This window comes from Oryzomicrobium sp., assembly GCF_021287045.1.
Lineage (GTDB): Bacteria > Pseudomonadota > Gammaproteobacteria > Burkholderiales > Rhodocyclaceae > Oryzomicrobium.
The window spans coordinates 135,038-150,513 of sequence record NZ_JAJTBG010000008.1 but is presented as its reverse complement, the minus strand read 5'-3'; the positions used below and the strand labels follow the sequence as shown (position 1 = coordinate 150,513).

Below are 15,476 nucleotides of genomic sequence, written 5' to 3'. Positions count from 1 at the left end.
TTCCGTCAGCGGGCAGGGCGGGAGGGGGCGGCGAGCAGGTGGTCCACCGCAGTGGCCAGGTCGGGAAAGACCCGGGTGCCTTCGGGCAGACCGCCGTCGGCCTGGGTCTTCTCGCCCTTGCCGGTGAGCACCAGGTAGGGCACGCAGCCCTGGGAGGCACCGGCCACCAGGTCGCGCAGGGAGTCGCCCACGGTGGGTACGCCCACCAGGTCCACGTTGTACACCCCGGCGATGCGCTGGAACATGCCGGGCTTGGGCTTGCGGCAGGCGCAGTCCACGTCGGCGGCGTGGGGGCAGTAGAAGATGGCGTCGATGCGGCCGCCGGCGGCGGTCACGGTCTTGTGCATCTTGTCGTGGATGGCGTTCAGGGTGTCCATGTCGAACAGGCCCCGGCCCACCCCGGACTGATTGGTGGCCACCACCACCCGGTAGCCCGCCTGGTTCAGCTTGGCGATGGCTTCCGGGCTGCCCGGGATGGGCTTCCACTCGGCCGGGCTCTTGATGAACTGGGCCGAGTCGTGGTTGATGACGCCGTCGCGGTCGAGAATGATCAGCTTCATGCCGAGAGTTTGGAGATGTCCGCCACCTGGTTCATGGCCAGGTGCAGGGTGGCCAGGAGGCCCAGGCGGTTGGCGCGCAGGGCCGGGTCTTCGGCGTTGACCATCACGTCGTTGAAGAAGGTGTCCACCGGCGCCTTGAGGGCCGCCAGGGATTGCAGCGAGGCGGCGTAGTCGCCCTTGGCGAAGGCGGCGTCGGCGGCCGGCTTCACCTCGGCCAGGGCGGCGGCCAGGGCCACCTCGGCGGCTTCCTGGAGCAGGCCCTTGTCGATCGCGGCGGCAACCGTGCCTTCGGCCTTCTTGAGGATGTTGCCGACGCGCTTGTTGGCGGCGGCCAGGGCCTCGGCCTCGGCCAGGGCGGCGAAGGCGCGCACGGCGGCCAGGCGCTTGGGAATGTCGCCCAGGCGCTGGGGCCGCTGGGACACCACCGCGTCCACTTCCTGGGCGGTGTAGCCCTGCTCGCGCAGGCTGCCGGCCAGGCGCTCGTAGATGAAGTCGGCCAGGGCGCCATTGTTGGCCTTGAAGCCCTCGACGGCGGCGAAGGTGGCGGCGGCGTTGGCCAGCAGCGCGTCCAGGGGCAGGTCCAGGTCGCCCTCGGCCAGCATGCGGATCACGCCCAGGGCGTGGCGGCGCAGGGCGAAGGGGTCCTTGTCGCCGGTGGGGATCTGGCCGATGCCGAACAGGCCCACCAGGGTCTCCAGCTTGTCGGCCAGGGCCACGGCGGTGCCCACCGGGTTGCGCGGCAGGGTGTCGCCGGCGAAGCGGGGCTTGTAGTGGTCCTCGATGGCGTCGGCGATGTCGGCGGAGAGGCCGTCGTGCAGCGCGTAGTAGCGGCCCATGATGCCTTGCAGCTCGGGGAACTCGCCGACCATGTCGGTGAGCAAGTCGGCCTTGGCCAGCAGGGCGGCCTGTTCGGCCTGGAGCGCTTGGGCTTCTCCACCGAGTTGGGCACCGATGGCCTTGGCGATGGCGCAGACCCGCTGCACCCGCTCGCCCTGGGTGCCCAGCTTGTTGTGGTAGACCACCTTGGCCAGGCCGAGGACGCGGGATTCCAGGGTCTTCTTGCGGTCCTGGTCGAAGAAGAACTTGGCGTCGGCCAGGCGGGGGCGCACCACCCGCTCGTTGCCGCCGATGACGGCGGACGGGTCGGCCGGGGCGATGTTGCTCACCACCAGGAACTGGTTGGTCAGCTTGCCCGCATTACCCACACTCGCGTCGAGCAGGGGGAAGTACTTCTGGTTGGCCTTCATGGTGAGGATCAGGCATTCCTGGGGCACGGCCAGGAATTCGGCCTCGAACGTGCCGATCAGCACGTTGGGGCGCTCCACCAGGGCAGTTACTTCGTCGAGCAGGGCCTCGTCGTCGATGGGCTTGAGGTTGCTGCCTGCTTTGGCGGCAGCCGCGGCGAGCTGGCGCTCGATCTCGGCGCGGCGCTCGGCGAAGCTGGCGATGACGGCGCCGTCCCGCTTCAGGGTCTCGGCGTAGCTGTCGGCATCAGCGATTACCACCGGGCTCTTGGCCGCCTCGAAGCGGTGGCCCTGGGTGGTGTTGCCCGAGGTCAGGCCGAGGATGGCCAGGGGTACCACGTCGGCGCCGTGCAGGGCCACCAGGCCGTGGGCCGGGCGCACGAAGTTGACGCTGCTCCAGCCGTCCTGCAACTGGTAGGTCATCACCTTGGGAATGGGCAGGGCGGCGAGGGCGGCTTCCAGGGCCTTCTGCAAGCCTTCGGCCAGGGTCGCGCCCTTGGCCAGGCTGTCGTAGAACAGCACGTCGGCCTTGCCGTCGTTTTCGCGGCGCAGGCCGGGCACTACCGAGGCGTCGGCGCCCAGGGCGGAAAGCTTCTTGAGCAGGGCGGGGGTGGCGTTGCCGCTGGCGTCCAGGCCCACGGCCACGGGCATCAGCTTTTGTGCCACGGGCTTGTCGGCGGCCACCGCCAGCACGCCGGTGACGTGGGCGGCCAGGCGGCGGGGCGAGGCGTAGGGGGTTATGGCGGCCGCGTCGGACGCCAGGCCCTGGGTCTTGAGGGATTGGGCCAGGGTCTGGGCGAACACCTCGCCCAGCTTCTTCAGCGCCTTGGGCGGCAGTTCCTCGACGAACAGTTCAACGAGCAGATTCTTGGCGGTCATGGTCAGGCGGCTTTCTTTTCGATCTGGGCGAGGACTTCGGCGGCCCACTCCTTGGGCGCCATGGGGAAGCCCAGACGGGCGCGGCTGTCCAGGTAGCTCTGGGCGACGCTACGGGCCAGGTTGCGGATGCGGCCGATGTAGGCGGCCCGCTCGGTGACGGAAATGGCGCCCCGGGCGTCGAGCAGGTTGAAGGTGTGGGCGGCTTTGAGCACCTGCTCGTAGGCCGGCAGGGCCAGGGCCACTTCCTCGCTCATCAGGTGCTTGGCATTGCCCTCGTGGGCATCGAACGCCTTGAGCAGAAAATCGACATTGCTGTGCTCGAAGTTGTAGGTGGACTGCTCCACCTCGTTCTGGTGGTACACGTCGCCGTAGGAGAGGCCCTCGGTCCACTTCAGGTCATAGACGTTTTCCACGCCCTGCAGGTACATGGCCAGGCGCTCCAGGCCGTAGGTGATCTCGCCAGTGATCGGCTTGCAGTCGATGCCGCCGACCTGTTGGAAGTAGGTGAACTGGGTCACTTCCATGCCGTTCATCCACACCTCCCAGCCCAGGCCCCAGGCGCCCAGGGTGGGGTTTTCCCAGTCGTCCTCGACGAAGCGCACGTCGTTCTTTTTCAGGTCGAAGCCCAGGGCCTCCAGGGAGCCCAGGTACAGCTCCAGGATGTTGTCCGGGGCCGGCTTCAACACCACCTGATACTGATAGTAGTGCTGCATGCGGTTGGGGTTCTCGCCGTAGCGGCCGTCCTTGGGGCGGCGGGACGGCTGGACGTAGGCGGCTTTCCAGGGCTCGGGGCCGATGGCCCGCAGGAAGGTGGCGGTGTGGCTGGTGCCGGCGCCCACTTCCATGTCGTAGGGTTGCAGGAGGGCGCAGCCCTGTTTGTTCCAGTAGTCCTGCAGGCGCAGGATCACTTCCTGAAAGGTCAGCATGACGGCAATCCGTAAGGGGCGTGAGCGTGTGAGAACGCGTGGGAAAACCTTGAATTCTACCGTTTTTCGCCCGCCGAGTCCGAGGGCGGGCGCGTAGCCGGCATGGGGCGCGGGGCTTCGCGGCGGCGCGATGGCTGTGCCAGAATTTCCCCATTGCAACCGGAGTACGCGCCATGCGCCTCGATGACGACAGTGAAAGCCAGAATGTGGAAGACCGCCGCGGCAGCGGCATGGGCGGGTTGCCCATCGGTCCTGGGGGCATCGGGGTGGGCACCGTGGTGCTGGCCCTGGTGGCCTGGTACTTCGGCATCGACCCGTCGGTGGTGATCAACGGCGCGCGCATGATCGAGCAGCAGGCTCCGGCCTCCGCGCCGGCGGGCAAGCCCCTTTCCAGCGACGTCAAGGAGGACGCCACCGCCCACTTCGTCGCCAAGGTGCTCAACGACACCGAAAAGACCTGGCACCAGGTCTTCCGCGAGGCCGGCCGCGATTACGAGGAGCCCAAGCTGGTACTGTTCCGCGGCGCCACCCAGACCGCCTGCGGCGCCGGCCAGGCGGCCATGGGGCCGTTCTACTGCCCCCTGGACCGCAAGGTGTACATCGACCTGTCGTTCTACGACGAGCTGCGCCAGCGCTTTCATGCTCCCGGCGATTTCGCCGAGGCCTACGTGATCGCCCACGAGGTGGGCCACCACGTGCAGAACCTGCTGGGCATCTCGGACCGGGTGCACCAAGCCCAGCAACGGGCGTCCAAGACCCAGGCCAACGCCCTGTCGGTGCGCCTCGAACTCCAGGCCGACTGCCTGGCCGGGGTGTGGGCCAACCGGGCCAACGCGGCGCGCAAGATTCTCGAAAGCGGCGACGTGGACCAGGCCCTGCGCGCCGCCACCGCCATCGGCGACGACACCTTGCAGAAGCAGAGCCGGGGCGTGGTGGTGCCCGAATCCTTCACTCACGGCACCTCGGAGCAGCGGGTGCGCTGGTTCCGCCAGGGGCTGGACAGCGGCAGCGTCGTCCAGTGCGACACCTTCAAGGCCGCCCAGCTATAGGCGGGCGGCAACGCCCTGCGGCGCGCCCGGGTCAGCCCGCCGTCGCCGGGATGACCCGCCGTGCCGCCGCCAGCAGGCCCAGGGAGAGCAGGGCGAAGGTCAGGCAGAACAGCAGCACCGCCGGGGCCAGCCCCAGGTGGTCGGCGAGAAAGCCCACCCCCAGCACCGGCAGGATGGTGCCCAGGTAGCCCACCGAGAAGAACGAGGACAGGATGCCCGCCCGGGTCTGGGGCGTGCTGGCGGCGCTGGCGGTGGCCAGGGCCGCCATGAAGGCCATGCCGTGCCCCGCGCCGGTGACCAGGATGGTGGCGATGAAGAGGGCACTGGATTGTGATTCCAGCGCTGTGGCGAGCAGCCCCACCCCTATGGCCAGTCCGGCCAACCCCTGTATCAGGTTGCGCCGCACCGGGCGGCGGCGCAGCACGAACTGGATACCCGCCGAGCACAGCAGAAAGAGGGCCAGGGCGCTGCCGCTGATGGCCGGGCCGTGCAGGTGCAGCAGGGCCTTGAGGAAGGACGGGGCCAGGGAGCCGAACAGGCTGAAGATGGCGAACAGGCTGAAGGTGGTCAGGGCCGCCACCCAGAACCCGGGCCGCGCCGGCCGGGCCGGCAGGACGAAGCGCGGGTGCAGCGACAGGGGCGGCGGCGACGCCCGGCGGGTGGCGCGGAAGCCGCACAGGGCGGCCAGCACCACCGCCACCAGCAGCATCACCACCACGTAGGGGGTGAGCAGGGGGCTGGGGGCGAACTGGGCCATCAGCCCGCCGGCCAGGGGGCCCAGGCCGAAGCCGACGATGCTGGTGATCGAGCCCACCAGGGAGGCGTGCCCCTTGGCAGCCGCCGGCGCCACCTCCATCAGCCCGGCGGTGGCCGAGGCAGTGATCAGCCCCGAGGCGATGCCGATCACCGCCCGGCCGGCGAACAGCTCCGCCAGCCCGGCGGGCGCATAGGCGGCCGCCGCCGATAGGCCCATGCCGGCCAGGATCAGCACCAGGGCGGCGCGCAGCACCGTGAGCGGGCCGAAGCGGTCGGACAGGCGGCCGAGAAAGAGGAAGGCGCACAGCACCGCCACCATGTAGGCGACGAAGATCAAGGTGATGGTGCTGGCGGTCAGGTGCCACAGCTCCTGGTAGAGCGGATAGAGCGGGCTGGCCAGAGCGGTGCCCATGGTGCCGGCGCACAGGGCCAGGGCGATCCAGCAAAAGAGGGGCCAGCCGGTCGAAGGGGCGGCGGTGGGTGGGGCAGGGGGCATGGCGTAGGCAACGGCGCCAGCCCGGGCGGGGCCGGACTGGATTGGGCTGATTGAGCGAGGGGAATGAAAAACAACGTTGGCGTGCAATGGACGCCAGGATGGGGCCGGAGGTTCCGGAAGACGGGCGACCTGAGGGAGACAGGGTGATTTTACGCCTGCCGCACACCGGGGCGATGGCTCGGCGGGGCGACGTCGCCCACCTGCACTGGCGTGGCCGGTCGGTCCGCCGATCGGCTTCATGCTCCCCGAAATGCCACAGGCCGCGTTGCGGCGCGGCCTGTGGCGGGGATGACGATGTGGTGGGCGGCCTACTTCTTCGCCAACTGCTTTTCCAGCTCGTCCACCCGGCGCTTCAGGGCGTTGATCTGGGCGTTGAGCTGGCCGGTCAGGGCGCCCACGTTGAGGAAGGTCTCGTTCTCCACCGGGGCCGACAGCTTGGCCGCCCAGCCCAGCCAGGAGGAGTCGTACACCTTCACGTCCTTGAAGCCCAGGGTTTCCAGCACCGCGGCGGTTTCCGAGGCGCGCACGCCGGACTGGCAATAGACGATGGTCTCCTTGTTGCGGTCCAGGTCCTTGTACAGGGCTTCCAGGGCGGAACGATCCTTGAGGGCCAGACCGGCGGTGTTGGCTGCTTCCTTCTTGGCCAGCTTCTGCGGCGCCTCCGGGTCCTGCCAGTTCTGTTCGACGGGGATGCTGATGGCGCCGGGAATGTGGCCGCCGCGGATGGCGCGGATGTCGTCGCCGGAGAATTCCTTCCTGGTGCGCACGTCCAGCACCTGCACGCTGAGGGCGTTGAAGCGCTTGACCACCTCGTCGGTGGTGGCGGCGATGGCCGGGTTGGGAGCCAAGGTCAGAGCTATCTTGGGGCGTTGGTGGGGCTCGGTGGACACCGGCTTGCCGGCCTCCTGCCAGCCCTCGAAACCGTCGTGGAAGACGCTCACGTTGCGGCCGCCGAAGTAGCGCACCGCGTAGCCGCCGAAGTAGGCGTAGGCGTTACCCCGGCCGCCGTAGACCACCACCTCCTGGCGCGGGTCCAGGCCGGCGTCGCCGAATGCCTTGGCGATGGCGGCGGTGGGCAGGAAATCCTCCCGCTGCTCGTCGCGCAGCACCTTGCCGGCGTCGCCGAAGTTGATCGCCCCGGGCAGGTGGCCGCGCTTGTAGTCGTCGGCGGAGCGCACGTCCCAGACGATGGCGCCCCGGGCGATGGCGGCCTCGACCTGGGCGATGTTCACGATGCGGCCGCCGGGCTGGGCGGCCGCGTTCGCCTTGGCCGGCGCCGGACCGTCCGCGGCGTGGGAGGGGGCGGCGTGCAGGACCAGGCCGGCGGCGCAGAAGAGGCCCACGGCCAGGGTGCGCAGGATGCGGGCGGGGGAAGCGTCCAGGGTGCGGGTCAGGTGCAGGGCGGAGGCGAGGGCGAGCATGGCGTCGGGCGTGGGGGAGGCGATGGTGCCCACTCTAGCCCCGCCTTTATGTGCCCGAAAGTCGATTTTCTTCTTCGCTTATGGCGAAAAAGAATGAGGGCGCCGCCGTTGCCGGCGCGCCCTCGGGCCTGAGCCTGGGCCGATGCCGTGTCCGGGCCGGCAGGCCCGGACACGGAGTGGCGGGATCAGGACAGCAGGTCGGCGTACATGCCGGTGGCCCAGCCGAAGTCTTCCTTGACCAGCCGGTGGCTGCGCACGTTGTCGTCCACCTGGGTCTGCTGGATGATCCCCTGCTCGTTCACCTTGTAGTCGAAGGTGACCAGCAGGTCCTCCTGGGGGCCGCCGTCCAGGCCGCCGTTGACCATCATGTAGCAGAGGTTGTCCGGCAGGGCGTACTTGGGCGTCTTGCCGGCGACGCGCTGGGCGATGTAGCCGGCGACGATGCGGCCGAGGCGGTGGGCCACGTGGCCGCTCTTCGGGTAGAAGCCGAAGTGGGGCGAGACGAAGCCGACCGAATCGCCCACCACGTAGGTGTCCGGATCGTCCTTCAGGTTGAGCATGAACTGGTCCACGTCGGCCCAGCCGGTGGGCTTGCCCTCGGCGTTCTTGCCGATGCCGCCGGCCTTCCACACCATGTCGCCGGCCTGGTGCGGGGTCATCAGGATGGCGTGGTCCCACTTGAAGTCGCCGGCCTCGGTGACGATGCGCTTGTTGTACGGATCCACCGACTGCACCCGGGCGTTGGGCACGTAGGTGACCATGCCCGGGTACAGCTCCTCCCAGGCTTCCTTGAAGCCGGGGCCCAGGGGGCGGGGCGAATCCTTGGGGTCGAGGATGGTGATGTGGCCCTTGACCTTCTTCACCGTGAACATCCAGGCCAGCAGCGTCGCCCGTTCATAGGGCGAGGGCGGACAGCGGTGGGGCGGCGGCGGCAGGGTCATCACCAAGTCGCCGCCCTGGAACTGCTGGATGCCCTTCTTCAGCCGGAACATCTCATTGTTGGGGATGTAGGCCGAGGGGAAGTGGGTGCGGGCGTAGTTGGCCGCTGCTACGTCGTTGCCGAACCAGGCCTCGAAGTTGTAGCGGATGCCGGCGGCCAGCACCAGGTAGTCGTACTCCAGGTAACCCTGGGCGGTGTAGACCCGCTTGCGGTCGCGCTCGAAGCCGGTGACTTCGGCCTGGATGAAGCGGTAGCCGTAGGTGTCGGCCACTTGCAGGTAGTCGTGCTGGAGGAACTGGGTGTCCACGATGTCCACCAGCCATTTGTTGCTCATCGGGCCGGAGAAGAAGCTCGGGTTCTTCTCGATCAGGATCACTTCCAGGTCCGGATTGGCCTTGCGCAGATGCTTGGCGGTGGACAGGCCGCCCCAGCCGCCGCCGCAGATCACCACCCGCTTGGCTTTGCCCTTGGGCAGGATCGCCTGCACCGAGGTGGTGGTGAGGATCGGCAGCTGTGGCGGAAAGGCCGGCTGGGGCGTGGCGGTCGTGCTTTGGGCGAGGCTCGGGCTGGCGGCCAGGGTGGCGGATGCGGCGGTGGTGGCGCCGGCGGCGGCCAGGAAGCGGCGCCGCGACAGGTGCGGTTTGGTGTCGGACATCGGGTTTCTCCCATTGGAGTCGTTGCCCGCCCGGGTGGGGATGGCGCCCGGGCGTTGGGATGCCGCCGGGGTGGCCGGCGGCGGTGCAAGGGCCGCGCACAGGCGGCGAGGGGAGTTTACCCGATGGAGCAAGCCTTGCCCCATGGCTGTTGCATGGGGGATGGGGCGCCGCGCGCCCGGGCGTCGGGCGGGCAGAAATGGGAAGCGTAGAAACGGGGCCGGGGGGCGGGCGTCCGCCTGCCGGAATGGCCGGCCGGCGTTAGTCGCCCTGGTCCGTCGCCTGGGCTGCGGTGGGCTGGCGGCTGGGGCGGGGCGCCAGAAGCGCTGCCAGGAGCAGGGCGGCCACGGCCAGCAGCAGGGCCGGCAGGTTGCCGAAGCGCACGAAGGGCGTGGTGCCGGTGGTGCCGGTGACGGTAGCCACCAGGCCGTCCCGGGTGAACGGGGCGAGCACGCCGGCGATGCGGCCGTCTGGGGTGACGTGGGCGGTCATGCCGGTGTTGGTGGCGCGCAGCATGGGCCGGCCGGTTTCCACGGCGCGCATGCGCGAAATCTGCAAGTGTTGGGGCTGGGCCAGGGAATGGCCGAACCAGGCAGTGTTGGACAGGTTCACCAGCACCGTGGCGTCCTGCGCCCCCCGGGCGATCTGGTCGGGGAACAGGTCCTCGTAGCAGATGTTCACCGCCACCTTCTGCCCGGCCAGGGACAGGGGCGGCTGGGGGTCGGGGCCGGCGTAGAAGTCGCCCATGGGGATCTTCATCAGCTTGAGGAACCAGTCGAAGCCCGGCGGGATGTACTCGCCGAAGGGCACCAGGTGGGCCTTGTGGTAGCCCTGGGCGGCCTGACCGTCCGGCCCCAGGGCCAGGGCGCTGTTGGCGTAGCCGCCGGGCTGGCGGGTCGGCGCCCCGGTCAGCAGTTCGCCCGGGGCGGCCCGGCGCAGGGCCGCCAGGTAGTCGGCGGGCAACTGGTCGAAGAGCAGGGGCAGGGCGGTTTCCGGCAGCACGGTCAGGTCCGCTGGATGCTCCCGGGTCAGGGCCAGGTAGGTGACCAGGGAATCGCGCAGGCGCTCCGGCTCCCACTTCAGGGACTGGGGGATGTTGCCCTGGAGCAGGGCCACCTTGATCGGCGCGCCGCTGGGCTGGGTCCAGGAAATGCCCGCCAGGAGCCAACCTCCGAGCAGTACCGCCGCCAAGGCGCATGAATGCTTGATCGCAGCGGGGTGTGCCCGGAGAACGAGGCTGGACGCGGCGTTCCACAACAGTGCCCCGCACAGGGCGGCCATGCCCGAGACGCCATAGACGCCGAGCAGGGGGGCGAAGCCGGCCAGGGGCGAAGGCGGCGTCTGGCTGTAGCCCAGGGCCAGCCAGGGGAAACCGGTGAGCACCCAGCCGCGCAGCCATTCGCTCAGGGTGACGAGGGCGGCGAAGGCCACGGCCGCCGCCGCGGGCGACAGGGGGCGGCGGGCGGAAAGCCTGGTCAGGACGGCGCCGGCCAGGGCCGGGTAGAGGGCCAGGTAAGCGGCCAGGGCCAGGGCGGCCAGGGCGGCGATGGGGGCGGGCATGCCGCCCACGTCGTGCATCGACACATAGACCCAGGAGACGCCGCCTACGTAGAGGCCCAGGCCGAAACCCCAGCCGATCAGGGCGGCGCGGCGCGGCGGGAGGGGGGCGGCGTTGAGGGGAGCTCCGGCGGCATCACGGCTGGGCCGCCCGCCCCGCAGCAGGGCGAACAGGCCGCCCCAGGCGACGAAGGCCAGGGGCCAGGCCTCGAAGGGGGCGAAGGCGAACACCCCCAGGGCGCCCAGGGCCAGGGCGGCGGCGAAGGCGGCGGTCCGGCCGGGGGCGGAGACGGGGCGCGGAATGGCGCCCTCAGCGGCCGGTGGCGTCATCGGCGGCCGGGGTGCCGTTGCTTGCGGCGTCCGCCGCCGGCTTGGGCAGGGCGTCCACCAGCAGGGTGTACAGGCGGCGGCTGTCGGCGCGCAGCACCTGGAAGGTGACCGGGCCGATGCGCACGATCTCGTTGCGTTTGGGCACCCGGCCCAGGTGGTGCAGCACCAGGCCGCCGATGGTGTCGGACTGTTCGTCGGCCAGGGCGGTGCCGAAGGCTTCGTTGAAGTCCTCCAGCTCGGTCTGGGCCTTGACCCGGTAGCGGCCGGCGGCGTCGAGGCGGATGTGGTCCTCGGTCTCGTCGAAGTCGTACTCGTCCTCGATGTCGCCGACGATCTGCTCCAATACGTCCTCGATGGTCACCAGGCCGGACACGCCGCCGTACTCGTCCACCACGATGGCCATGTGGTTGCGGCTGACGCGGAACTCGCGCAGCAGCACGTTGAGGCGCTTCGATTCGGGGATGAACACGGCCGGACGCAGCCAGTCGCGCAGGTTGAAGTTTTCTTCGCTGATGGAACGCAGCAGATCTTTGGCGAGGAGGATGCCGAGGACGTCGTCCTTGTTCTCGCCGATCACCGGAAAGCGGGAGTGGGCGGTGTCGATGACGAAGCGGATCAGGTCCGGCAGTTGGGCGTCCATGTCCACCACGTCCATCTGGGCGCGGGGGACCATGATGTCCCGGACGGCGGTCTCGGAGGCGGCGAGCGCCCCTTCGATGATGGTCAGGGCGTCGGCGTCGAGCAGGCTTTTTTCGTAGGAGGCGTGGAGCAGGTCGAGCAATTGCTCCCGGTCTTCCGGCTCGCGCAGGAGCAGGGAAGAGAGGCGTTCGAGGAAGGAAGGCTTGGGACTACTTGGGGAACTGTCCATTTCAGCGTGGGCAGGATGCAGGAGTCAGAAAGGCCGGCGGGCGCCCGGGGTCGGACGCCGGCCGGCGGTCCTCAGTCTTGAACCCTGGGGGCGGGGGAATCTTTTTCGGCGGCGTAGGGGTCCGGGTAGCCCAGGCCGGCGAGAATCTCGGTTTCCAGAGTCTCCATGGCCTCGGCGTCGTCGTCGTCCTCGTGGTCGAACCCTTGCAGGTGCAGCATACCATGCACCACCAGGTGGGCATGGTGGTGCTCCAGGGGCTTGCCCTGCTCGAGGGCTTCCCGGGCCACCACCGCGGCGCAGACGATCAGGTCGCCCATCACCACCGGCTCGGTGTCGTAGGGAAAGGACAGCACGTTGGTGGCGTAGTCCTTGCCCCGGTAGTCCCGGTTCAGCTCCTGCCCCTCGTCGGGTTCGACGAAGCGCACCGTGACCTGGCCGCCCCGGTCCGCGTCCACCGCGTCCAGGGTCGCCCGGGCCCAGCGGCGCACCGCCTCACGGGAGGGTAAGCCATCCTTGTTGCAGGCGTATTGCACCGACAGGTTGAGGCGCCGGGAGGGGCGGGGCAGCGGCTCGGTCATGCCTCATCCCCCTCGCCAGTGGTGCCGGCGGCCCCCGTGGCGCCGGCGTGGCGGGCCGCCTGGGCGGCCTTCTGGGCGGTTTCCACGGCCTTGGTGTGGGCCTCGTAGGCGGTGACGATGCGCGCCACCAGGGGGTGGCGCACCACGTCCTCGCGGCCGAAATGCACGAACGACAGGCCGCGCACGTCCTTGAGCACGTCGGCGGCTTCCTTGAGGCCGCTCTTCTGGCCCTTGGGCAGGTCCACCTGGGACGGGTCGCCGGTGACCACCGCCTTGGCGCCGATGCCGATGCGGGTGAGGAACATCTTCATCTGCTCGGGCGTGGTGTTCTGCGCCTCGTCGAGGATGATGAAGGCGTTGTTCAGGGTGCGGCCGCGCATGTAGGCCAGGGGCGCGATCTCGATGTTGCCCTTTTCGAACAGCTTGCCCACCCGGTCGAAGCCCATCAGGTCGTAGAGGGCGTCGTAGAGGGGGCGCAGGTAGGGGTCCACCTTCTGGGCCAGGTCGCCGGGCAGAAAGCCCAGGCGCTCGCCGGCTTCCACCGCCGGGCGGGTGAGGACGATGCGCTCGACCAGCTCCCGCTCGAAGGCATCCACCGCGCTGGCCACGGCCAGGTAGGTCTTGCCCGTGCCGGCCGGGCCGATGCCGAAGGTGATGTCGTGCTCCTGGATCGCCTTCAGGTAGTCGCCCTGGCGGGGTGTGCGGCCGTGCAGCTCGGCCTTGCGCGTGACCAGCTGCACCGTGGCGGTGTCCTGGGGGCTGACCCGGCGCACCGGCTGGTTCACCAGCTCGATCAGGCCGAGTTGCAGGGTATCCACCCCGATCGGCTCGCCGGACTTGCCGTAGAAGTAGCGGATGGCGTCCTCGGCGCGGCGCATGGCGTCCAGCTCGCCGCGCAGGGTGAAGTGTTCGCCGCGCCGGGCGATGGCCACGTCGAAGGCGGCCTCGATCTGGCGCAGGTTCTCGTCCAGGGCGCCGCACAGGTTGGCCAGGCGCAGGTTGTCGTAGTCGTCCAGGGCGAAGCTGAGGGGGCGCTGCTTGGGGGCGTTGGTGGGCACCGGGGCTTACTCCTTGACCACGATTTCGCCGCGCAGGCTGTGGGGCAGGGCGGAGGTGATGGTCACGTCGACGAACTGGTGCACCAGGCGCGGGTTGCCGACGAAGTTCACCACCCGGTTGTTGTCGGTACGGCCGGCCAGCTCGTTGGGGTCCTTCTTCGACGGGCCTTCCACCAGCACCCGCTGCACCGTGCCGACCATGGCTTGGGAAATGGCCTGGGCCTGATCCTCGATGCGCTTTTGCAGGCGCATCAGGCGCTTCAGCTTGACGTCCTGGGGCGTGGTGTCGGCCAGCTCCACCGCCGGGGTGCCGGGGCGGGGCGAATAGACGAAGGAGAAGGAGGTGTCGAAGCCCACGTCCTCGATCAGCTTCATGGTCTTCTCGAAGTCCTCCTCGGTTTCGCCGGGGAAGCCGACGATGAAGTCGGAGGACAGGGAAATATCCGGGCGTGCGGCGCGCAGCTTGCGGATCAGGCTCTTGTATTCGAGGCCGGTGTAGCCGCGCTTCATCGCCGCCAGCACCTGGTCCGAGCCGGCCTGCACCGGCAGGTGCAGGTGGGACACCAGCTTGGGCACCTTGGCGTAGGTGTCGATCAGGCGCTGGGTCATCTCCCGGGGGTGGGAGGTGGTGTAGCGGATGCGCTCGATGCCGGGAATCTCGGCGATGTACTCGATCAGCATGGCCAGGTCGGCGATCTCGCTGCTGCCGTCCATGATGCCCCGGTAGGCGTTCACGTTCTGGCCGAGCAGGGTCACTTCCTTGACGCCCTGGTCGGCCAGGCCGGCCACCTCGGTGAGCACGTCGCCGAAGGGGCGCGACACTTCCTCGCCGCGGGTGTAGGGGACGATGCAGAAAGTGCAGTACTTGGAGCAGCCTTCCATGATCGAGACGAAGGCACTGGCACCCTCGGTGCGCGCCGGCGGCAGGGCGTCGAACTTCTCGATCTCGGGGAAGGACACGTCCACCGCCGCCTGGCCCTTGGCGCGGCGCTCGGCGATCAGTTGGGGCAGGCGGTGCAGGGTCTGGGGGCCGAACACCACATCGACGAAGGGCGCCCGGGCGACGATGGCGTCGCCTTCCTGGCTGGCCACGCAGCCGCCGACGCCGATCACCAGGTCCGGGTTCTGCTGCTTCAGGTGGCGCACCCGGCCCAGGTCGTGGAAGACCTTTTCCTGGGCCTTCTCCCGCACCGAGCAGGTATTGAAGAGGATGATATCCGCCTCTTCCGGGTTGTCGGTCTTGACCACCCCCTCGGCGGCGTCGAGCACGTCGGCCATCTTGTCCGAGTCGTACTCGTTCATCTGGCAGCCAAAGGTCTTGATGTACAGCTTTTTCACGGCAAACAACCTACACAAAAAGAGCGCCCGGGGGCGCGGAAAAACGGGGGGCGGCGAAGCGCGGGCGGCCGCTGCCTACTTGTTCACTTGGCCAGGGCCTGGGCTTCGCCCTCGGTCAGCAGCCACAGCTTCCAGATCTGGCCTTGGGCGTCCCACTGCACCCGCACCGGCAGGTCCTTGTACTCCCCGACCACCGCCATCGGCAGCACGATCAGGTTCTGCTGGTTGCGAATCTGGACGCCGGGGGCCAGGGGAAAATCGGTCTTGTCGATGCGCACCCAGCCCTGGCCGATGACGCTCAGCTTGCCCACCTGGGTATTGGCCGGAAAGATGCGCAACTGGGCCAGGACCGGCAGGCTCGTCCCCCACATCGCCAGCACGGCGAAAACGGCCAGCAGGCGGCGCAGGGCGGGGGCGGCGGTCATGGCGGCTCCAGGAACGGTGATCGGGCGGTCGGGCGGAACGGATATGGACGCGGCGGCCGGGCGAAAAGTTGCAGCGCCAACCCCGTCCGGGGCGCCGCGAGGGGCGAGGAGCCGCGATAAATGATGCGGATTTCGCCCGAATCCCGGCTAAAAACAGCAATTTGCGCAAGTATAGCCGATTCCTGTACAGTGCATCTGTTGACGGCGAGTGGCGTTTTGCCTATTATTTGCGCCCTTCGTGGTGATGTAGCTCAGTCCGGTTAGAGCGGCGGATTCATAACCCGCAGGTCGGCAGTTCGATCCTGCCCATCACCACCAGAATCCCGCAAAAAGCCCGCTGGCGTTGTCCAGCGGGCTTTTTTGTTGGTTTTGTCCGGGCGAGCGATCTGGAGAGTGGA

The 15,476-nt window shown here is 69.0% G+C and carries 13 protein-coding genes and 1 tRNA gene; 2 read left to right on the top strand and 12 right to left on the bottom strand.

Annotated features, from left to right (window positions below; translation table 11 throughout):
• Nucleotides 1-5 precede the first annotated feature (5 nt).
• Genes gmhB through glyQ form a run of 3 tightly spaced genes read right to left on the bottom strand, consistent with a single transcriptional unit; the run spans nt 6 to nt 3,609 of the window.
• Nucleotides 6-560 carry a D-glycero-beta-D-manno-heptose 1,7-bisphosphate 7-phosphatase gene (gene gmhB / locus LWW89_RS10770; protein ID WP_293263987.1) on the bottom strand — a complete coding sequence of 185 codons (555 nt, stop codon included), beginning with the start codon at nt 558-560 and terminating at the stop codon, nt 6-8.
• Complete coding sequence (gene glyS / locus LWW89_RS10765; protein ID WP_293263986.1) at nt 557-2,683, bottom strand: glycine--tRNA ligase subunit beta; 2,127 nt, start codon at nt 2,681-2,683, stop codon at nt 557-559. Before glyS ends, gmhB begins: the two co-directional genes overlap by 4 nt.
• Nucleotides 2,684-2,685: 2 nt before the next feature.
• Entirely contained in the window at nt 2,686-3,609 is a 924-nt protein-coding gene (gene glyQ / locus LWW89_RS10760; protein WP_293263985.1) for a glycine--tRNA ligase subunit alpha, read from the bottom strand.
• 173 nt (nt 3,610-3,782) lie between these two features.
• Between glyQ and LWW89_RS10755 the strand changes: the two genes are divergently transcribed.
• A complete protein-coding gene (locus LWW89_RS10755) occupies nt 3,783-4,658 on the top strand; it encodes a neutral zinc metallopeptidase (protein WP_293263984.1) in 876 nt (291 codons plus the stop codon).
• 31 nt (nt 4,659-4,689) lie between these two features.
• Here LWW89_RS10755 and LWW89_RS10750 read toward each other — a convergent pair whose 3' ends face one another.
• From LWW89_RS10750 to LWW89_RS10710, 9 genes are all read right to left on the bottom strand, one after another.
• Nucleotides 4,690-5,910 carry an MFS transporter gene (locus LWW89_RS10750; protein ID WP_293263983.1) on the bottom strand — a complete coding sequence of 407 codons (1,221 nt, stop codon included), beginning with the start codon at nt 5,908-5,910 and terminating at the stop codon, nt 4,690-4,692.
• A 308-nt stretch (nt 5,911-6,218) separates the two neighbouring features.
• Complete coding sequence (locus LWW89_RS10745) at nt 6,219-7,364, bottom strand: rhodanese-like domain-containing protein (RefSeq protein ID WP_293263982.1); 1,146 nt, start codon at nt 7,362-7,364, stop codon at nt 6,219-6,221.
• 152 nt (nt 7,365-7,516) lie between these two features.
• The gene (locus LWW89_RS10740) at nt 7,517-8,926 is read right to left on the bottom strand and encodes an FAD-dependent oxidoreductase (RefSeq protein ID WP_293263981.1); all 1,410 of its coding nucleotides are present in this window, start codon (nt 8,924-8,926) and stop codon (nt 7,517-7,519) included.
• 259 nt (nt 8,927-9,185) lie between these two features.
• Complete coding sequence (gene lnt, locus LWW89_RS10735) at nt 9,186-10,811, bottom strand: apolipoprotein N-acyltransferase (protein WP_293263980.1); 1,626 nt, start codon at nt 10,809-10,811, stop codon at nt 9,186-9,188.
• Entirely contained in the window at nt 10,792-11,679 is an 888-nt protein-coding gene (locus LWW89_RS10730; protein WP_293263979.1) for a transporter associated domain-containing protein, read from the bottom strand. The genes lnt and LWW89_RS10730 overlap by 20 nt, the downstream gene beginning before the upstream one ends.
• A 71-nt stretch (nt 11,680-11,750) precedes the next feature.
• Nucleotides 11,751-12,257 carry an rRNA maturation RNase YbeY gene (ybeY, locus tag LWW89_RS10725; protein WP_293263978.1) on the bottom strand — a complete coding sequence of 169 codons (507 nt, stop codon included), beginning with the start codon at nt 12,255-12,257 and terminating at the stop codon, nt 11,751-11,753.
• Nucleotides 12,254-13,315 carry a PhoH family protein gene (locus tag LWW89_RS10720; RefSeq protein WP_293263977.1) on the bottom strand — a complete coding sequence of 354 codons (1,062 nt, stop codon included), beginning with the start codon at nt 13,313-13,315 and terminating at the stop codon, nt 12,254-12,256. The genes ybeY and LWW89_RS10720 overlap by 4 nt, the downstream gene beginning before the upstream one ends.
• Before the next feature lie 6 nt (nt 13,316-13,321).
• The gene (gene miaB, locus LWW89_RS10715; protein ID WP_293263976.1) at nt 13,322-14,653 is read right to left on the bottom strand and encodes a tRNA (N6-isopentenyl adenosine(37)-C2)-methylthiotransferase MiaB; all 1,332 of its coding nucleotides are present in this window, start codon (nt 14,651-14,653) and stop codon (nt 13,322-13,324) included.
• A gap of 83 nt (nt 14,654-14,736) precedes the next feature.
• A complete protein-coding gene (locus LWW89_RS10710) occupies nt 14,737-15,078 on the bottom strand; it encodes a hypothetical protein (RefSeq protein ID WP_293263975.1) in 342 nt (113 codons plus the stop codon).
• A gap of 240 nt (nt 15,079-15,318) precedes the next feature.
• On the opposite strand from LWW89_RS10710, the gene LWW89_RS10705 reads away from it, so the two are divergent.
• Nucleotides 15,319-15,396: transfer RNA gene (locus LWW89_RS10705), tRNA-Met, on the top strand.
• The last annotated feature ends 80 nt before the right edge of the window (nt 15,397-15,476 follow it).

What these genes read in the sequence shown, in the direction of transcription:
- gmhB (WP_293263987.1), bottom strand. Translation starts at nt 560, where the DNA reads ATGAAGCTGATCATTCTCGACCGCGACGGCGTCATCAACCACGACTCG.
- glyS (WP_293263986.1), bottom strand. Translation starts at nt 2,683, where the DNA reads ATGACCGCCAAGAATCTGCTCGTTGAACTGTTCGTCGAGGAACTGCCG.
- glyQ (WP_293263985.1), bottom strand. Translation starts at nt 3,609, where the DNA reads ATGCTGACCTTTCAGGAAGTGATCCTGCGCCTGCAGGACTACTGGAAC.
- LWW89_RS10755 (WP_293263984.1), top strand. Translation starts at nt 3,783, where the DNA reads ATGCGCCTCGATGACGACAGTGAAAGCCAGAATGTGGAAGACCGCCGC.
- LWW89_RS10750 (WP_293263983.1), bottom strand. Translation starts at nt 5,910, where the DNA reads ATGCCCCCTGCCCCACCCACCGCCGCCCCTTCGACCGGCTGGCCCCTC.
- LWW89_RS10740 (WP_293263981.1), bottom strand. Translation starts at nt 8,926, where the DNA reads ATGTCCGACACCAAACCGCACCTGTCGCGGCGCCGCTTCCTGGCCGCC.
- lnt (WP_293263980.1), bottom strand. Translation starts at nt 10,811, where the DNA reads ATGACGCCACCGGCCGCTGAGGGCGCCATTCCGCGCCCCGTCTCCGCC.
- LWW89_RS10730 (WP_293263979.1), bottom strand. Translation starts at nt 11,679, where the DNA reads ATGGACAGTTCCCCAAGTAGTCCCAAGCCTTCCTTCCTCGAACGCCTC.
- ybeY (WP_293263978.1), bottom strand. Translation starts at nt 12,257, where the DNA reads ATGACCGAGCCGCTGCCCCGCCCCTCCCGGCGCCTCAACCTGTCGGTG.
- LWW89_RS10710 (WP_293263975.1), bottom strand. Translation starts at nt 15,078, where the DNA reads ATGACCGCCGCCCCCGCCCTGCGCCGCCTGCTGGCCGTTTTCGCCGTG.